Source organism: Microbacterium sp. LWO12-1.2 (genome assembly GCF_040675875.1).
Taxonomy (GTDB): domain Bacteria; phylum Actinomycetota; class Actinomycetes; order Actinomycetales; family Microbacteriaceae; genus Microbacterium.
In genome coordinates, this window is the sequence record NZ_JBEGII010000001.1 from 1,729,331 (window position 1) to 1,744,764 (window position 15,434).

Below are 15,434 nucleotides of genomic sequence, written 5' to 3' on the forward strand. Positions count from 1 at the left end.
GGCGTGACGAAGAAGTATGGGGAACGGCGTGTGCTCGACGGGCTCGACCTCTCTGTCGAACCAGGATCAGTGTTCGGCTTTCTCGGCGCGAACGGCGCGGGGAAGACGACCACTATCCGGATACTCCTCGCGCTGGCTCGCGAGAACAGCGGGAGCGTGCGCATCTTCGGGAATGCTCCGGGGAGCGCAGAGGTTCGGGCACTCATCGGTTACTGCCCGGACGTCCCCGGGTTCGCGCCATGGATGACGGCCCGAGAAGTACTCGAACAGGCAGCGTCACTGTTTCAGCTTTCTCCGCAGACGGTTCGCCGTCGCGTACCCGACCTCCTCGACCTCATCGGACTGGCTGATACGAAGGCCAGGGTCGGAGGCTACTCCCGCGGAATGCGCCAACGGCTCGGCTTGGCCCAAGCTCTGATCAACAGTCCGCGACTCCTGATCCTTGACGAACCGACCTCGGCGCTGGATCCGATGGGTCGTCGTGCCGTGCTCGAACTCATCACCGAGCTCAAAGGCAAGACGACGGTCTTCTTCTCCACGCATCTTCTTCCCGATGTGGAACGCGTCTGCGACGACGTGGCGATACTCAACGCCGGTCGCGTCGTCACTGCCGGTTCGATCGCTGAGGTGCGCGGGACGTTCGCACGCACTCGCGGACGACTCATCGTCGAGACGGATGAGCCAGGCCGCCTACGCGAAGAGCTCGAAGCCGAGCCCTGGGTTTCGGAGATCGACTTCACGGAACGAGACTCGCGCGCTCTCCTGCTCACGGTGGATGACATCGAGGAAGGTGCGGCTCGGGTCGCGACCAAGGTCGCCTCCTGCGGCCTCCGGTTGTACCGGCTCGAACCGCGCGAGGCGAGCCTCGAAGACGTGTTCGTTGACCTTGTGGAGGTGGGCCGATGAACGCGATGCGACCGCTACTGCTCCTGCGCACTCGCGAGGTGGTGCGCACCTGGCGCGTCTGGGTTCTCCCTGCAGTACTGGTGTTCCTGGCTACGACGGGTCCAGTCATCACTCGGTTCACGAAGGAGATCCTTGCCGGGGCGCTCGGGAGTGGTGAGGCCGGCGCGATCATCTTGGCCGATCCGACAGCGGCGGATGCGGCCGGGCGTTGGATCTCCGATATCTCCCAACTCGCCGTCTTCGTGGTGGTCGTCATGGCGGCGGGGGCGATCAACAGCGAAGTACGCTCTGGGGTCGCCTCGCTGATGCTCGTGAAGCCCGCATCCCGCACCGCATATGTCGTCAGTCACGCCATCGTCCTGGTGCTGTTCGTCGCAGTGTCCGCGCTCATCGGCGCGGTCGCCTCGTGGGCGGTGACCCGGCTCCTGTGGGGGGACGGCGGGCTCGGCACGGTGCTCGGCGCGACGGGGATGTGGATCGTCCTGGCGGCTGTACTCATCACCGCGTCGATGCTGGCATCCGTCGCCTTCGATGCACTGGCCGCTGCGGCCGGCATCGGTATCGGCGCCTATTTCCTCCTCATCCTCGCAGGAACCCTGCCCCGCCTGGCCGAGTACACCCCGGCAGGTCTCATCCCCACGTCGTCGGCGATCGCCACCGGCGCACCAGTGGACGATGCCGCGATGTGGTGGCCTGTCATCACTGGCGTGATCCTGGCCGCGGTTCTTCTCGCTTCCGCCGTGCTCGTCTTCCGTCGAAAGGAACTCCGATGACCCACTCGGCCATCACCGCAGACCACCTCACGAAACGCTTCGGCGAACGCGAGGTCGTCTCGGACCTCTCCTTCACCGTCGCCCGCGGGCGAGCGTTCGGGCTGCTCGGCCCGAACGGTTCGGGCAAGACCACCACCATCCGACTGCTCAACGGTCTGCTCACTCCCGAGGGTGGCAGGGTCAGCCTGTTCGGTGAACAGGTGACCGCGAAGAATGCGGACCGGCTCAGGCAGCGGATCGGCGTGCAGACGGACACGAACCTCTACGACACGCTCTCTGCCCGCGAGAACCTCCGCACCTGGGGTGCACTTTACGGCGTCGACCGGCGCTCCCTCGATCATCGGGTGGACGAAGTCCTGGCCGCTTTCGGCCTAGACTCCCGAGCGGAATCCCTGGTGGGAGAGTTCAGCAAGGGGATGCGACAGAAACTCGCGATCGGACGCGCCGTCATCCATGAGCCAGAGCTGCTGTTCCTCGATGAACCGACAGCCGGCTTGGACCCGGAAGCAGCTGCCGAACTGATCGCCTACCTGAAGCGAATGATCCAGGCCCGGAGCACCACTGTCGTGATCTCCACGCATCAGCTCGCGGGCCTGGAGTCTCTCTGCGACGACATCGGCATCATCAGACAGGGCAGGCTTCTCACTGCTGGCTCTGTCGATGACCTCCTGCGGCACGAATGGCCTGGCAACCGCTACAGCCTGCGCGTCGAGGGTGACCGAGATGTCGCAGACCGAATCGTGGCGGCGCTCGCGATTGCCGATGGCGGAGCGGATGACGAGCTGTCGTTTCACACGGAGGACGAGGGCACCGTTTCAGAGATCGTCGCAGCGCTCGTGCGGGCGGGGATCGCGGTGCGAGCAGTCGTCCCACAGCATCCCACGATCGAAGAGTTCTACTTCACCACGCTCGACAAGGAGACCGGAGCATGATCCCCCACCCCCTCACTTCACAGGCGTCAGGGATCCGCGGCGGGATCGGTTGGAGACGAGTCGCGGCAGTGATGCGAAAAGACTGGCTCGAGGTTCTCCGCAACAAGCAGGTACTCGCGTCGCTGATCGTCGTTCCTCTCGTGTTCGCGGTCCTGCTGCCCGCGGGGATCATCCTGCTCGGTGGCTCCGGGATCCTCACCTCCACGATCGCGGGCCTGCAAGGTTTCCTCGACAATCTCCCTCACGGCGTTGCACCGTCTGGGTACACACCGGACCAGACCGTCGTGTACGCGGTGATCGTGTACTTCCTCGCGCCGTTCTTCCTGGTCATCCCCGTCATGACCGCATCGATCACCGCCTCCTCCAGCCTCGTCGGCGAGAAGGAGCGCCGCACCATCGAGGGCCTGCTCTACACGCCGCTGACGAACCGGGAACTCCTACTCGCCAAAGTCCTCGGCTCGGTGATCCCCGCAGTCGCGCTCACCTGGATCGCATTCATCGCGTATGCAGTGATCGTGGGAGTGCTCGGTGCACCGATGATGGGCGGCGTCTTCTTCCCGACCTGGACATGGGCCGTGCTGGTCATCCTTCTCGTGCCACTCGTCGGGTTTCTGGCCACCAGCCTGATCGTCGCGGTCTCAGGCCGCTCGACCACCATGCAGGGCGCCCAAGGCACGGCGATGTTCGTCGTGTTCCCGATCCTCGCCCTCGTGATCGGCCAAGCCACCGGACTCATGCTCTTCAACGTCACAGTCGCCCTCATCGCGGCTGCGGTGCTCGCGATCGTTGATCTGCTCGCTTTTGTCTTCGTCGTGGCGAAGTTCCAGCGAGAACGCATCGTCACGAAGCTCTGAAACGCAGAACCATTGTCGACTGCTGTCGTCTGCCCATTGAGGAAATGACAGAGGCTCGGAATCTCGCGACTTCCGCGTGATTCCGAGCCTCAATCTGGTCGGGCTGACAGGGTTTGAACCTGCGAAACCTTGTTGAGTCAGGCCAATTCTGCTTCAACGATCGATCGACAACGTCGGCTTGCTTTTCTCAATCTGATCTGGCTATTCCCGGGCCGGCAGCACCACATCGAGGAGCATCAGGAATCATCGCCGATCAATGCCATGTGGACTGAGGGTGGACTGAGATCTATGACCTCGCCGGTGCAACGTAGACTCGTCACCTCGGCCGGAGGAAGACACAGCCGGTCATGGGAACCAGCAAGCGACTCGCGCCGCTCTACGATCGCTACGCGCAACACGGGGAGATCCTCGCCGCCGCGAAGCACGGGCCGCTGCAGCCGCTAACCGATTGGGAACTCGACCGCACGGAACAGCCGATGACTACGTGCCCGCGCCCGAAGAAGGTCCGCGCATGGGTGCGATTCGGCCCCGAATCGATCCGCGTCGAGGCCTACCTCCTCCGCTCCACTCCCCTCGCCGCAGGTATCCAGTTCAGCGCCAGCGACGAGACGTTCCTCTGCTGGGTTGGGGCAACGCCGTCGTCCTCGCAGAGGACGAGTGAGACGTTCCTCCATTGAATGTCCGAACTCCCGATAGGATCTCGAACATTCGACCTATGAGTTTCCTGGGAGGTCGAGAGCACTCGAGAGGAACCTCATGTCAGACCCTACGCCCGCGCCCGGGTGGTACCCGGCACCGCACGCCAACAACGAGCACCGGTACTGGGACGGCACACAGTGGCTCGAGCCGCAGCCCGCGGCTCCGACCCCTGTCCTGACCGACGCCGCGTCCGTCGCGCCTGAGCCGGCCGGACTAGCGACTGATCCCGCGCCCGGGCCGAAGCCGACTTCGGTCCTGTCGATCGTCGCGCTCATCGCTGGCATTATCGCGTTCTTCACCGGAATCGTCCCGATTCTGGGAGCGATCCTCGGCCTCGGCGCGATCGCGCTGGGCGTGTTCGCACTCGTGAAGAAGCAGCGCAAGGGTCTCGCCGTAGCAGGCATCGTGCTCGGCACAGTCGCCGTCATCACCTCGATCGCCGTCACCGCCGGGATCTCCGCCAACCTTCCAGCATCTGACGAGAAGCCAGTAGCAACCGTGCAGGAGACGACCGAGCCGGCCGACGAAGTCACCGAGGAGCCGCCCGCCACGATCGTCGTCCCCGACGTCGTCGGGCTGCCCGTCGCAGACGCGATCACCGCCCTCGAGGCTGCCGGACTAGACGCACCGGCGTTGGCATCATTCGAAGACCCGGCCGCTCTGGTCGTTTCGACCAGCCTCGCGGCAGGATCAGAGGCAACCGAAGGTGCAACGATCACTATCGTCGTGCCGGAAAAGCCCAAGCTCACACTGGGCCAGCAGAACGCGATCGCGAAGGCACAGGACTACCTCGACTACTCCGGGTTCTCACGTACAGGCCTGATCGGCCAGCTCGAATACGAAGGCTTCTCAACTGCGGACGCCACGTTCGGCACCGACAATGCCGGCGCAGACTGGACCGCCGAAGCCGCCGAGAAGGCCGCCGACTACCTCGCCTACTCCTCGTTCTCGCGCCAGAGCTTGTATGACCAGCTCGCCTACGAGGGATTCCTCGACGCCGAGATCGTGTACGCACTCGGCCAGGTCGGCTACTGACGCTCCCCTGCAACGCAAAGAGAGACGCCCCCGCACAGCACGGATGCTTCACGGGGGCGTCCTCTGTCTGTTACGACGTTCAATTCTCGAGGGTGTTGGCACTTTCCATCGTCACCATTGCGTAACTGGCCGGTGCTCGCTGGCTGCAGCGTCTCGACCGATGCCGCGTGCGGTGAGACCGAGACGGCCGGCAAGAAGGTCGCGATTACCGCGAGCGATCTGCTGACGCAGGAGGTCAGCGCCGGGAAACTCAAAGCGGCGGCGGCGGAGATCGAGGAGTATATCGAGCCGCTGCGGGCACAGCCGATGCCCGATTCGCTGTTGACCTCCCACGCCGCCTTGGTCGACGACATGGATGAGCTTGAGATCACGATCCGCGCCTACGATACCGGCTGCTTGGGCGACATCACTCTGAGGATTGCGAAGACCACCGTGACGTGGAAAGTCGTCTGCGACTGATCCGATACGGCGCTGCCGAGTGTCGGTAGCGTGCGCCACTCTGTCGGCGTACCGAAGCGCTGGGCTTGGGACAGAGGGGAACACCGCATGACTTACGAGCAGAAGCCGCAGTACCTCACGTCCGTGCTGGTCGAAGAGCGGGACGGATCAGTCACCGTGACTCTCGGCCTTGGCGACCCGATACCCGGCGAGGCCGAAAACTTCGGATATGCGGTCGACTACTACGGTCAAGACGGGAACGGCGGGAAGCGGTTCGGCGTCCGCTTTGGCAGCGAGGCGACTACACACGTCTTCGACTGGTCGAGCTCGACCCAGGCGAACGTTGGAAGACTCTCACACATCGAGGATGGGCTCGTGATTTTCTACCCGGACGCCGGTGTCGGTCTGGATGCAATCGGGAAGATCAGCGCGTTCTCGCACCTCAACGGGCAGGATGTTCAGACCGATTTCCCTGTCACGCTGCTCCGGTGACGGGGAAAGTTGCCATCGTCAGAAGAACTTGTACCCGCTCACGACGGTCAATGTGACCAGAGCGACCTGAGCCGCGATCAGGATCGTGATGGTGACAACTGACCGCGAACCGATGGCGCCGCTGCCCACAGACTTCAGCATGTCCGGCCTCGCGCTCACCTCCGACTGGCTGATGCGCTCATAGGCCTCAAGGAGTCCGGGTGTTCTCGACGCTGCGTAGGTGATGCCAAGTGGGGTACCGCCAGCCAGGATCTTCTCGTTCGCGAAGATGACGTAGCCGACAGGGACGAGGTGGCGATGCACGCTGACCGAGCTAATCAGGAGGGCAACGAGGACGAGGATGCCGAAGGCGACTGGTCCGGCGAGTTTGATGTACAAGCCGTAGGCAACGAGCAGCACGTCCGTTGCGGCGAACACCGACCATGCCTGCCGTTCGAGGTTCACGAGGGTCCGGAACGTCTCAAGCGCTTCGCGATGGTGCAGCTCTGCCATCCGCTGCTGATGTTGCTCGCCCTTACGCATGCGGTCATCGTATCCGTGCGGGCGACCAGTGAGGCGAAGCCGGCCGCCCTGCTGGGATGAGATGGCAGTAACGACTGATTCAGCCACGGCTCCCCCTGTCAGTCCGACGACACCAGCGCCGGGACACATGAGCGACTCAACTGAGTGCGTCCCTGTCCGCCGCCCGACGACATGGTTGAGGTAGGGCGTCACGGCTACGCTGCGCGAATGCCCGGCAACGAGAACGACGAGATCCGCGCACTGTGGCTCCGACTCGCCGAAGCGCGGCGCGAGCGCCTCGCTGTCACTCTCGGCGCTCGCAGATACCCGCGAAACTGCAGATCCTCCGCTGCACGTTCTTCGTTGACACCTTGGTCGCTACCTCTCGCGAATCCCCGGTTCGAGCACGGCCACAAGTTCTGAACACGCAGCATCGGTTTCTCCTCGGAAACTGGCGGACCGACTTCGCCTCGGTCGCCGCGTGACGGTTGCCCCCCCCTAGCCCCCCGATAGAGTGCGACGCGTGACCCCAGAGAGCTTGACCGACTTCATCGTGGCCGTTGCACCACCCGTCACTGCCGCCTTGGTCGCGCTGGCGACCGCGATCTTGGCGTTCGCGTTGAGCGATCGAGCGGCGCGAAAGCGGCAGCTGAGGGAGCGCCAGGACTCTGCGATGGAACACATCATGGATGCCTTTGCGGTCATGCAACGATCTCCTGTGCTGGACCCTGCGACCACGGACGCATTCATCGATTCGCTACTTCGCTTCACCTGGATGCTTGACGGTCGCGACGAGATCGTTACGAACTGGGTGAATGCGAAGGGCAACGAAACAGTGAGGGGACTACGCACCGCGAAAAGTCGCGGAGAATGGATCGGGCACCAAAAGGCCGTTGTTGTCTTGAAGCTCCGAGATTGGCGGCTGCGCCCCATTCGAACGCGGCTTGAGATGCGGGAGCAAATGCCCGCACTGGAGACATTCATCGACTAGCTCCGAACTGGTGCGCGATGGCACGGTTGAAGCTGAGCATCGAGTTAACCTCTGTGCGCAGCGAACGCTCGGCGCCTGCGGCGCAGTGGTACCCGGCCTTGACGTTGTGCCATACCTCGAGTTCGGCATGCGCGTCGACTTCGGCCATCGCGCGGGCCAAGGTCGCGGGCACGTTGTTGCGGCCGTATTGGGCGAGCTGTGTCTGCTTCCTCGCGATGTGAGCACGCTCAACGTCGTAGCGACGGTTGTTGATCTCGAGCATCACGTCGGGCAGCTTCTCCATCAGCCCGACCGCCTTGCGGATGAAGTACTCCATCTCGGTCGGGTTGGTCGGATGGTAGTCGAGCAGCTACGCACCAGTCTTGATCGCGACGCCGCCGCGAGACTCGCGCCGCCGCGCTCGGTCGCGCCGCCTGACACCTACGCGTCTGCGCCATGTGGACTGGCCGCCTCGGCAGCTCCCCTCCGGACATAGAAAGAGCCCCGGAGATCCGCGTGTTTCCGCGGTTCTCCGGGGCTTTCGGTCGGGCTGACAGGATTTGAACCTGCGACCCCTTGACCCCCAGTCAAGTGCGCTACCAAGCTGCGCCACAGCCCGTTGTTCTGCACTCTCGCGCAGGCAACTCCCCTATCTTAGCCTGACCCGGCGGCGCTCCGCGAACCGGGCCGTTGCGAGTGTCGGATGCCCCGCGTAGCGTGCCGTGCATGGTGACGATCACGACCGAGGTGGCTACAGCGGCGCGGTGGGATGACGTGCAGCACGCCCTCACCGGCGGGGGCGATGGCGCAAGCTGCCAGTGCATCTGGCCTGTGTTGAGCAACAAGGACTGGAACCAGACGAACACGCAACAGCGCACGGAGATGTTCCGCGACGAGATCGACGACGGACCCCCGCCCGGCATCATCGTGTACGTCGACGGCGAAGCAGCCGGATGGATCCGCATCGGGCCACGCACCCGTCAGGCCCGCATCCCGCGCACGCGCATGATCGCCGCCGCGACCACCGAGCCGTTCGACGACGAGTCGGTCTGGGCCGTGACGTGTTTCGTGGTGCGCCGGGAACACCGCGGCATTGGGCTCAACGGCGAACTCCTCCGTGCCGCCGTCGGCTTCGCCCGCGACTCGGGTGCCCGCGTGATCGAGGGCTACCCCGTCGACACGGCAGGCCAGAAGAAGCGCACCAACGACCTGTTCCACGGCACGCTCGGCACGTTCACGGCCGCCGGCTTCACCGAGACGGCAGAGCTGAAACCAGGTCGCACCCTCGTGACGATGGATCTGACTCGATGACCGACGACTCCGACCTCCCGCTCTCGATGGGAAAAGTGGCTCGACGCGAGCTCGCCCTGCAGGGCCTGACACGTCTCGCTCAGTTCGACGGGCTCTCCGCGAAAGACCTCCTCGCCATCCACGGCGTCGGTCCGAAAGCGATCCGCATCCTCCGCGAGCACCTCGACCAGGAAGGACGCGCTCTCGCCCCGTGACACCGGAGCAGTAGCGTGGAGCCATGAGCGACGAGCACCCGACCATCGACCACCCCGCACTCGGCACCTTCACTCGCGCGTCGACAGAGATGACCGACGGCACGGTGCTCACGCACGACTGGTACGTCGGTTCCCTCTCTGCAGACGGCACAGAACTCGAGCTCATGGTCGAGGCCACCGCCCCTGAAGAGGCACGCGCACTCCTCCCCCGCCTGCAGGCGACCATCGCCGACCTCGCCGCGCGTCGGCGGCTCGCATCGGATGCCGTCGTCGCCGAGTTCAGCCAGGGCGAGCCCGAACCGTCTGAGCTCGATGAGGCTGCCACCGATCTCGCGCTCGAGACGATCGAGGTAGAGGCCGATGGCACTGTCATCCTGCATCTGACCGACACCTGCGGCTCCCACTTCCCCGAGGGCTACTGGCCGGCCGTTCACTTCGGCGCGGACGACGACATCGCCCAGGTCACTGTCGAGTCGTGAGCACCCCCAGCGGGCGCGTGCGCCGACCATACGATGGGGAGATGCCGCACCGCGCCTCGATCTCGCCGCTCGCCTGGTCGTTCCTGCCGTTCATCATCGTCTCTGTGGCGCACGTCATCCTGCTGGCAACAGGCAGCCCCCTTGCCGGTCCCACGAAGCTGCTGCTGATGCCGCTGCTCGCGGTTTCGGTCGTCACCGCTGCATCCCGGCTGAGGCCCCGATCGGCGATGATCCTCCTGCTCGCCGCACTCCTGTTCTCCTGGCTGGGCGACAGTGTGGGTGCGTTGTTCCCGACCGCCCCCGAGCTACCGCTGATGCTCGGATTCTTCGGCATTGCGCATCTGGCATATATCGCGCTGTTCGCTCGCCACCTCGCGCAGCGCCCGTTCCCGTGGTGGGCGCTGGTCTACGCGGCATGGTGGATCGGGATGCTGGTCGTGCTGGGCCCGCACACCGGCGGCCTCCTGATCGCCGTCGCCGTCTACGGACTCGTGCTCGCGGGAACCGCGGCCTTCTCCGCGCGCTGCCATCCCCTGACCGCCACCGGTGGCGCCTTCTTCCTCACGAGTGACACGATCCTGGCCTTCCGCCTCTTCCTCCCGGACTCGTTGCCCGCCTGGAGCAACCCCGCGATCATGCTCACATACACGCTGGGGCAGGGACTCATCGTCGCCGGCGCACTGATCGCTCTGAAGAAGCGGGGCGCCGCATGACCGGTTCCGTACGTATCGACAGCTGGCTCTGGGCCGTGCGGGCATACAAGACCCGATCAGCCGCGACCACCGCATGCCGCGCCGGGCATATCCGCCTCAACGGCGACAAAGTCAAAGCTGCGCAGCCCGTACGAGTCGGCGATGAGGTGCGCATCCGCATCGCCGGCTTCGACCGGATCCTCATCGTTCGACAGCTGCTCGTCAAGCGCGTGGGGGCGCCCGTCGCCGCCCTCGCCTTCGACGACCGCACGCCCGAACGTGAGCCCCAGGCCGCGCTCGGACTTCGCGATCGCGGAGCAGGGCGACCGACCAAGAGGGAACGTCGCGACATCGACAAACTCCGCGGACGCAGTGAGCCGGAGAGCGAAATCTTCCGAGATTGACCTTTCCAAAATTAGAACATATGTTCTAAACTAGAGTCATGTCCGAACACCCCGATCCGCACCACGACCTTGAGGAGCACCGCCGACTCCTCGACGAGTGGCTCGAGGTCCGGCGACAGATCGCGGCGTTGGAGGCCACCTCGGCGGCTCTGCTCAGCGAGCGGGCGATCATCCATGACGACGATGTCGCAGAAAGCCCCTACCACCGCGACGCGATCTACCGATCGATGGTCGCGGAGTACTCGGCGGCCGGCCACGTCTCGAAGGGGTCCATCGAGTTCGCGTTCGCCGATGCGCATGCGTTGAACGCCTACTTCCCTGCGGTGCGCGAGGCGTTCGAACGCGGCTCGATCACCGCCGCGCACGTGCGCGAGATCGCCAGGGCCGGCGCTCTCGTCAGCGAAGCGGTACGCAACGAGCGGGTGGATGCCGCAACGCTCGCGCTCTACGAGACCGCGATCCTCGTCGTCGCCGAAGAAGACACTCCGGCGCGGACCCGCGCGCATGCACGCCAGGTCGCTGCTGCGCTCGTGGGCGAATCGATCCAAGACCGTCATGCGCGCGCGGCCGACGAGAGGTGCGTACGGGTGCGCTCACTCGACGACGGTCTCGCCCTGCTGACAGCGGTGCTTCCGGAAGAGCTCGCCGTGGCGATCCAAGATCGGCTCACGCAGATGGCTCGGCAGATCACTCGCACGCGCGCCGACCGGGATCCTGTCCTCGACCCTGCGGAGCCGGACTCGGATGACCTCATCCGACCGGAAGACATCCCACTCGACGACCCCTCCTTCGCGATCTTCGGCGAGTCCGACACCTTCACCACCGATCCCCTGGCCGGGCACACCGATCCGCTCGACGCCCCGGCCCACAGCGACGCGGTTGAGCACATCCCCGCCGATAGCCGCACGATGGATCAGATCCGCGCCGACCTCTTCATCGACCTCCTGCTCGCCGCAGACCCCGGTGAAGCGCACGGCAGCGGACTCGACAACATCCAGGCGCGCATCCAGGTCACCGTCGCAGCCACCGCTCTCGCCGGCATCGATGATCGAATCGCCGAACTCGACGGCCACGGCCCTCTCCACCCTGATGTCGCCCGCGAGCTCGCCGGACGCAATACCGGATGGAGCAGGCTGTTCCTCGATGCCGAGGGCATGATCATCGAGACCGACACCTACACCCCGACCGAGGGGATGCGCCGCTTCCTCCGCGCCCGAGACCAGCATTGTCGATTCCCCGGCTGCCGCATGCCGGTGCACCGCTGCGAGATCGACCACAACCATGACCATGCCAAAGGCGGCAAGACCAGGGTCGACAACCTGAGCCACTTCTGCACCGGGCATCACGCGCTCAAACATCCCGACGTCGACGACCGGCACCGATGGAGTGCCCGCGCACGGCCGGACGGGACCATCGCGTGGACGAGCCCCCTGGGCAACGTCTATCAGGATCGACAACCGCGACGAGTGATGTTCGTCTGAGCGGAACGGAGCGCGAGCTCAGTCCGAGAGCAGTCCGCGCAACCGAGCGCGAGCTCAGTCCGAGAGCACTCCGCGCAACCAGCCGGCGGATTGCACGCGGGCTCCGATCTCCTCGACACGGGCACGGAGTCCACGGTCGCTTGTGATGACGAGCACGGCCTCTCCCCCGGCCACTCGTCGTGACGCCTCTTCGACGATCGCATCGTCACCCGATGCTGCCGCACGGATGACGTCGATGCTGTCAGCCACATCCTCCAGAGCACGGGCCTGACCTTCGACGACGAGCGCGACCTGCGGGAACCACTGCGTGCCGCCCACCCCGAACGCGTCGGCCGGCACCGAGATGCCAGCGAGCTCGGAGCGCAGACGTCCGGCGGCACCCGCACGATCCTTCCACCATCCGTCGGGTACGGAGCCGACCACGTTCGCGGCGTCGACGACCAGTGACGGGCGCACAGCGAGCAGAGCACGCAATGACGGCCACGCACTCCCGAACCCGGGGTGCAGCGGACGGGCGTCGACCTCGTCGATCGGCACCCATTCGAGGGCCACGCTCTCGGGGTCACTGATCACGGGCTCGAACGGCTCGTTCACATCGGCGACGACCGTGGTGTATGACCAGATGTCGAGATCCAGCACACTGGTCAGGCGCGGACGCACCGCGCCGTCGGGAACTCCGGCTTCCTCCTGCGCTTCCCGCAGCGCACCGACGATGGCTCTCTCGCCCTCGTGCAGCGCACCTCCGGGCAGACCCCAGGTGCCGCCGAAATGACTCCACGCCACCCGGTGCTGCAGCAGCACACCGCGCTCGGCATCGACGACCAGCAGGCCGGCGGCGCCGAAGCGCCCCCAGTACCGCTCGCCGGAATCCGCGATCACCCAGGCATCGCCCGGGTCACGCGGCCCCTCAGGACGACGGGGCTCGCCGGGGGCTGGAGGAACGATCGTCACTCCCCCAGCCTTTCACAGCATCGGCGACACGGCATCCGGACGGTCACAGACCGGAACAGCTCAGCGCTGGCGCTTCTCGCGCACGCGCATGTTGATCACGATCGGAGTGCCGTCGAATTCGTACAGCTCGCGCAGGCGGCGCTGGATGAACCGGCGGTAACCCGGGTCGAGGAACCCGGTCGTGAACAGCACGAACGTCGGCGGACGCGTCGAGGCCTGGGTGCCGAACAGGATGCGCGGCTGCTTGCCACCACGCAGCGGGTGCGGGTGCTCGGCCACGAGCTCGGCGAGGAACGCATTGAACTTGCCGGTCGGGATACGACGGTCCCAGTTCTCCAGCGCGGTCTCGAGCGCCGGCACGAGCTTGTCGAGGTGGCGACCGGTCTTGGCGGAGATGTTCACGCGAGGCGCCCACGCGACGTGCGCGAGGTCCTGCTCGATCTCACGCTCGAGGTAGCGACGGCGGTCAGCGTTCTCGAGGTCGTCGTCGTTCAGACGGTCCCACTTGTTGAACGCGAGCACGAGCGAGCGTCCCGACTCCAGCACCAGGTCGATGATGCGCACGTCCTGCTCGCTGATGGTCTCGGAGACATCGAGCACCACGACGGCGACCTCCGCCTTCTCGAGCGCCGCGGAGGTACGCAGCGAGGCGTAGAAGTCCGCCCCCTGCGCCATATGCACGCGGCGACGGATGCCGGCGGTGTCGACCAGGCGCCACAGCTTGCCGCCGAGCTCCACGATCTCGTCAACCGGGTCGCGGGTCGTGCCGGCGAGCTCGTTCACGACGACGCGCTCTTCGCCCGCCGCCTTGTTCAGCAGCGAGGACTTGCCGACGTTCGGGCGACCGAGGATCGCGACGCGGCGCGGTCCACCGATCTCGGCCTTAGCGACGGCAGAGATCTCGGGAAGCTTCTTCAGCAGGGCGTCGAGCAGATCGGCGACACCGCGACCATGGATCGCGGACACCGGGTGCGGGGCACCGAGGCCGAGGCTCCACAGGGCTGCGGCTTCCGGCTCCTGGCGCGCGTCGTCGATCTTGTTGGCGACGAGGAACACCGGCTTGCCGCTCTTGCGCAGCAGCTTCACGACGTGCTCGTCGGTCGACGTGGCGCCGACCATCGCGTCGACCACGAACAGCACCACGTCGGCAAGGTCGATCGCGACCTCGGCCTGCATGGCCACCGAACGGTCGATACCGCGGGCGTCGGGCTCCCACCCACCGGTGTCGACCAGCGAGAATCGGCGGTCGGCCCACTCGGCCTTGTACGTCACGCGGTCGCGGGTCACACCGGGGGTATCCTCCACGACGGCCTCACGGCGGCCGAGGATGCGGTTCACCAGCGCGGACTTGCCCACGTTCGGCCGTCCGACGATCGCCACGACGGGCAGCGCCGGCATGAACTGGATGCCGTCCTCGCCCATCGTGATGCCGGCGAGCAGCGCGGCATCCTCGTCATCCAGGTCGTAGTCGGCGAGACCGGCGCGCAGGGTCTCCGCGCGCTGCTCTGCGAGCTGCTCATCGAGCTGCTCCATCTTCTCGGCGAGCTGGTCAGGGCCGCCTTCGTATTCGGCGTCAGCCACGGTGTGCTCCTCGGAGTCGTTCGATCACCGTGAGCACGGCGTCGATGGTCTGGGGGAAATCGAGCTCCGTCGAATCGACGACCTCGACGCCTTCTGCGGCGTTCAGGAAGTCGACGACGGCGCTGTCGGATGCGTCGCGCTTGTACAGTGCAGCCGCGACGGCTTCCGCGTTCTCACCGGCGAGTTCGCCGGCGCGTCGGGCGGCGCGCACTTCGGGCGCCGCGGTGAGCAGGATGCGCACGGGCGCATCGGGAGCGACGACCGTGGTGATGTCACGGCCTTCGACGACGACGGCGGGATACGGCGCCTCGGCCACGAGCGTGCGGAACAGCTCGTTCACCTGCGCGCGTACCTCGGGGACGCGAGCGACGCCGCTCACGGCGCCGGACACACGGGTCTCGCGGATCGCATCGGTGACATCCGTCTCGCCGACGCGCACCGTGCGGTCATCGGGGTCGAGTCCGAGACGCACCGGGAAATCGGATGCCGCGGCGATGACGGCAGCGGCGTCTGCTGTGTCCGCCCCACGGTCGAGCACATGCCAGGCGAGTGCCCGGTAGGCGGACCCGGTGTCGAGGTAGCCGAAGCCGAGCTTGCGGGCGACGGCCTTGGAGACGCTCGACTTGCCCGATCCGGCGGGGCCGTCGATCGCGATGAAGTCGGTGGTCATCTGGGTCCCTGAGCTTGTCGCCCCGTGGGTCCCTGAGCTTGTCGCCCCGTGGGTCCCTGAGCTTGTCGAAG

Annotated in this window: 20 protein-coding genes and 1 tRNA gene; 15 read left to right on the plus strand and 6 right to left on the minus strand. The window is 65.8% G+C overall.

Going from position 1 to position 15,434, the window contains the following annotated elements; translation table 11 throughout:
* Window positions 1-3: 3 nt before the first annotated feature.
* The 8 genes from MRBLWO12_RS08260 (at window position 4) to MRBLWO12_RS08295 (ending at window position 6,129) form a co-directional block, all read left to right on the plus strand.
* Window positions 4-906, plus strand: a complete 903-nt coding sequence (locus MRBLWO12_RS08260; protein ID WP_363554436.1) for an ABC transporter ATP-binding protein — start codon at window positions 4-6, stop codon at window positions 904-906.
* Window positions 903-1,679 (plus strand): ABC transporter permease subunit, encoded by a 777-nt coding sequence (locus tag MRBLWO12_RS08265; RefSeq protein ID WP_363554438.1) that lies wholly within the window; start codon window positions 903-905, stop codon window positions 1,677-1,679. Before MRBLWO12_RS08260 ends, MRBLWO12_RS08265 begins: the two co-directional genes overlap by 4 nt.
* Window positions 1,676-2,611, plus strand: coding sequence for an ABC transporter ATP-binding protein (locus tag MRBLWO12_RS08270; RefSeq protein ID WP_363554440.1), 936 nt, complete (start codon window positions 1,676-1,678; stop codon window positions 2,609-2,611). The genes MRBLWO12_RS08265 and MRBLWO12_RS08270 overlap by 4 nt, the downstream gene beginning before the upstream one ends.
* A 71-nt stretch (window positions 2,612-2,682) precedes the next feature.
* Window positions 2,683-3,465, plus strand: coding sequence for an ABC transporter permease subunit (locus tag MRBLWO12_RS08275; protein ID WP_363558558.1), 783 nt, complete (start codon window positions 2,683-2,685; stop codon window positions 3,463-3,465).
* 347 nt (window positions 3,466-3,812) lie between these two features.
* Complete coding sequence (locus MRBLWO12_RS08280; protein WP_363554442.1) at window positions 3,813-4,142, plus strand: hypothetical protein; 330 nt, start codon at window positions 3,813-3,815, stop codon at window positions 4,140-4,142.
* A 79-nt stretch (window positions 4,143-4,221) separates the two neighbouring features.
* On the plus strand, window positions 4,222-5,199 hold the full coding sequence (locus MRBLWO12_RS08285; protein ID WP_363554444.1) for an Ltp family lipoprotein: 978 nt from the start codon (window positions 4,222-4,224) through the stop codon (window positions 5,197-5,199).
* Between the two features lie 117 nt (window positions 5,200-5,316).
* Complete coding sequence (locus tag MRBLWO12_RS08290) at window positions 5,317-5,658, plus strand: hypothetical protein (RefSeq protein WP_363554446.1); 342 nt, start codon at window positions 5,317-5,319, stop codon at window positions 5,656-5,658.
* 87 nt (window positions 5,659-5,745) lie between these two features.
* Window positions 5,746-6,129: a hypothetical protein gene (locus tag MRBLWO12_RS08295; RefSeq protein ID WP_363554448.1), complete on the plus strand. Its 384-nt coding sequence runs from the start codon at window positions 5,746-5,748 to the stop codon at window positions 6,127-6,129.
* 18 nt (window positions 6,130-6,147) lie between these two features.
* Here MRBLWO12_RS08295 and MRBLWO12_RS08300 read toward each other — a convergent pair whose 3' ends face one another.
* Window positions 6,148-6,651: a hypothetical protein gene (locus MRBLWO12_RS08300; RefSeq protein ID WP_363554450.1), complete on the minus strand. Its 504-nt coding sequence runs from the start codon at window positions 6,649-6,651 to the stop codon at window positions 6,148-6,150.
* A 502-nt stretch (window positions 6,652-7,153) separates the two neighbouring features.
* Between MRBLWO12_RS08300 and MRBLWO12_RS08305 the strand changes: the two genes are divergently transcribed.
* Window positions 7,154-7,621: a hypothetical protein gene (locus tag MRBLWO12_RS08305; RefSeq protein ID WP_363554452.1), complete on the plus strand. Its 468-nt coding sequence runs from the start codon at window positions 7,154-7,156 to the stop codon at window positions 7,619-7,621.
* Here MRBLWO12_RS08305 and MRBLWO12_RS08310 read toward each other — a convergent pair.
* Together MRBLWO12_RS08310 and MRBLWO12_RS08315 are read right to left on the minus strand one after the other, a co-directional pair.
* Window positions 7,611-7,937 carry a hypothetical protein gene (locus MRBLWO12_RS08310; RefSeq protein WP_363554454.1) on the minus strand — a complete coding sequence of 109 codons (327 nt, stop codon included), beginning with the start codon at window positions 7,935-7,937 and terminating at the stop codon, window positions 7,611-7,613. The genes MRBLWO12_RS08305 and MRBLWO12_RS08310 overlap by 11 nt on opposite strands.
* A gap of 208 nt (window positions 7,938-8,145) precedes the next feature.
* Window positions 8,146-8,219: transfer RNA gene (locus MRBLWO12_RS08315), tRNA-Pro, on the minus strand.
* Between the two features lie 107 nt (window positions 8,220-8,326).
* Here MRBLWO12_RS08315 and MRBLWO12_RS08320 point away from each other — a divergent pair.
* From MRBLWO12_RS08320 to MRBLWO12_RS08345, 6 genes are read left to right on the plus strand one after another with little or no spacing between them, the layout of a single operon-like run.
* A complete protein-coding gene (locus MRBLWO12_RS08320) occupies window positions 8,327-8,911 on the plus strand; it encodes a GNAT family N-acetyltransferase (RefSeq protein ID WP_363554456.1) in 585 nt (194 codons plus the stop codon).
* Window positions 8,908-9,105: a hypothetical protein gene (locus MRBLWO12_RS08325; protein WP_363554458.1), complete on the plus strand. Its 198-nt coding sequence runs from the start codon at window positions 8,908-8,910 to the stop codon at window positions 9,103-9,105. Before MRBLWO12_RS08320 ends, MRBLWO12_RS08325 begins: the two co-directional genes overlap by 4 nt.
* Window positions 9,106-9,128: 23 nt before the next feature.
* Complete coding sequence (locus MRBLWO12_RS08330) at window positions 9,129-9,584, plus strand: hypothetical protein (RefSeq protein WP_363554460.1); 456 nt, start codon at window positions 9,129-9,131, stop codon at window positions 9,582-9,584.
* 41 nt (window positions 9,585-9,625) lie between these two features.
* Window positions 9,626-10,297 (plus strand): lysoplasmalogenase family protein, encoded by a 672-nt coding sequence (locus MRBLWO12_RS08335; protein ID WP_363554462.1) that lies wholly within the window; start codon window positions 9,626-9,628, stop codon window positions 10,295-10,297.
* Entirely contained in the window at window positions 10,294-10,680 is a 387-nt protein-coding gene (locus MRBLWO12_RS08340; protein ID WP_363554464.1) for an RNA-binding S4 domain-containing protein, read from the plus strand. Before MRBLWO12_RS08335 ends, MRBLWO12_RS08340 begins: the two co-directional genes overlap by 4 nt.
* Before the next feature lie 38 nt (window positions 10,681-10,718).
* Window positions 10,719-12,161 carry an HNH endonuclease signature motif containing protein gene (locus MRBLWO12_RS08345; RefSeq protein ID WP_363554466.1) on the plus strand — a complete coding sequence of 481 codons (1,443 nt, stop codon included), beginning with the start codon at window positions 10,719-10,721 and terminating at the stop codon, window positions 12,159-12,161.
* A gap of 54 nt (window positions 12,162-12,215) precedes the next feature.
* Here MRBLWO12_RS08345 and MRBLWO12_RS08350 read toward each other — a convergent pair whose 3' ends face one another.
* Genes MRBLWO12_RS08350 through cmk form a run of 3 tightly spaced genes read right to left on the minus strand, consistent with a single transcriptional unit; the run spans window position 12,216 to window position 15,363 of the window.
* Window positions 12,216-13,112 (minus strand): NUDIX hydrolase, encoded by an 897-nt coding sequence (locus MRBLWO12_RS08350; protein WP_363554468.1) that lies wholly within the window; start codon window positions 13,110-13,112, stop codon window positions 12,216-12,218.
* A gap of 60 nt (window positions 13,113-13,172) precedes the next feature.
* Window positions 13,173-14,645 (minus strand): ribosome biogenesis GTPase Der, encoded by a 1,473-nt coding sequence (gene der, locus MRBLWO12_RS08355; RefSeq protein ID WP_247630657.1) that lies wholly within the window; start codon window positions 14,643-14,645, stop codon window positions 13,173-13,175.
* A 40-nt stretch (window positions 14,646-14,685) separates the two neighbouring features.
* Window positions 14,686-15,363, minus strand: a complete 678-nt coding sequence (gene cmk / locus MRBLWO12_RS08360) for a (d)CMP kinase (protein WP_363554470.1) — start codon at window positions 15,361-15,363, stop codon at window positions 14,686-14,688.
* Window positions 15,364-15,434: the final 71 nt, after the last annotated feature.

Coding starts and splice junctions, on each gene's coding strand:
- MRBLWO12_RS08265 (WP_363554438.1), top strand. CDS start 903: ATGAACGCGATGCGACCGCTACTGCTCCTGCGCACTCGCGAGGTGGTG.
- MRBLWO12_RS08270 (WP_363554440.1), top strand. CDS start 1,676: ATGACCCACTCGGCCATCACCGCAGACCACCTCACGAAACGCTTCGGC.
- MRBLWO12_RS08275 (WP_363558558.1), top strand. CDS start 2,683: ATGCGAAAAGACTGGCTCGAGGTTCTCCGCAACAAGCAGGTACTCGCG.
- MRBLWO12_RS08280 (WP_363554442.1), top strand. CDS start 3,813: ATGGGAACCAGCAAGCGACTCGCGCCGCTCTACGATCGCTACGCGCAA.
- MRBLWO12_RS08285 (WP_363554444.1), top strand. CDS start 4,222: ATGTCAGACCCTACGCCCGCGCCCGGGTGGTACCCGGCACCGCACGCC.
- MRBLWO12_RS08295 (WP_363554448.1), top strand. CDS start 5,746: ATGACTTACGAGCAGAAGCCGCAGTACCTCACGTCCGTGCTGGTCGAA.
- MRBLWO12_RS08300 (WP_363554450.1), bottom strand. CDS start 6,651: ATGCGTAAGGGCGAGCAACATCAGCAGCGGATGGCAGAGCTGCACCAT.
- MRBLWO12_RS08310 (WP_363554454.1), bottom strand. CDS start 7,937: ATGGAGTACTTCATCCGCAAGGCGGTCGGGCTGATGGAGAAGCTGCCC.
- MRBLWO12_RS08320 (WP_363554456.1), top strand. CDS start 8,327: ATGGTGACGATCACGACCGAGGTGGCTACAGCGGCGCGGTGGGATGAC.
- MRBLWO12_RS08325 (WP_363554458.1), top strand. CDS start 8,908: ATGACCGACGACTCCGACCTCCCGCTCTCGATGGGAAAAGTGGCTCGA.
- MRBLWO12_RS08330 (WP_363554460.1), top strand. CDS start 9,129: ATGAGCGACGAGCACCCGACCATCGACCACCCCGCACTCGGCACCTTC.
- MRBLWO12_RS08335 (WP_363554462.1), top strand. CDS start 9,626: ATGCCGCACCGCGCCTCGATCTCGCCGCTCGCCTGGTCGTTCCTGCCG.
- MRBLWO12_RS08340 (WP_363554464.1), top strand. CDS start 10,294: ATGACCGGTTCCGTACGTATCGACAGCTGGCTCTGGGCCGTGCGGGCA.
- MRBLWO12_RS08345 (WP_363554466.1), top strand. CDS start 10,719: ATGTCCGAACACCCCGATCCGCACCACGACCTTGAGGAGCACCGCCGA.
- der (WP_247630657.1), bottom strand. CDS start 14,645: ATGGAGCAGCTCGATGAGCAGCTCGCAGAGCAGCGCGCGGAGACCCTG.
- cmk (WP_363554470.1), bottom strand. CDS start 15,363: ATGACCACCGACTTCATCGCGATCGACGGCCCCGCCGGATCGGGCAAG.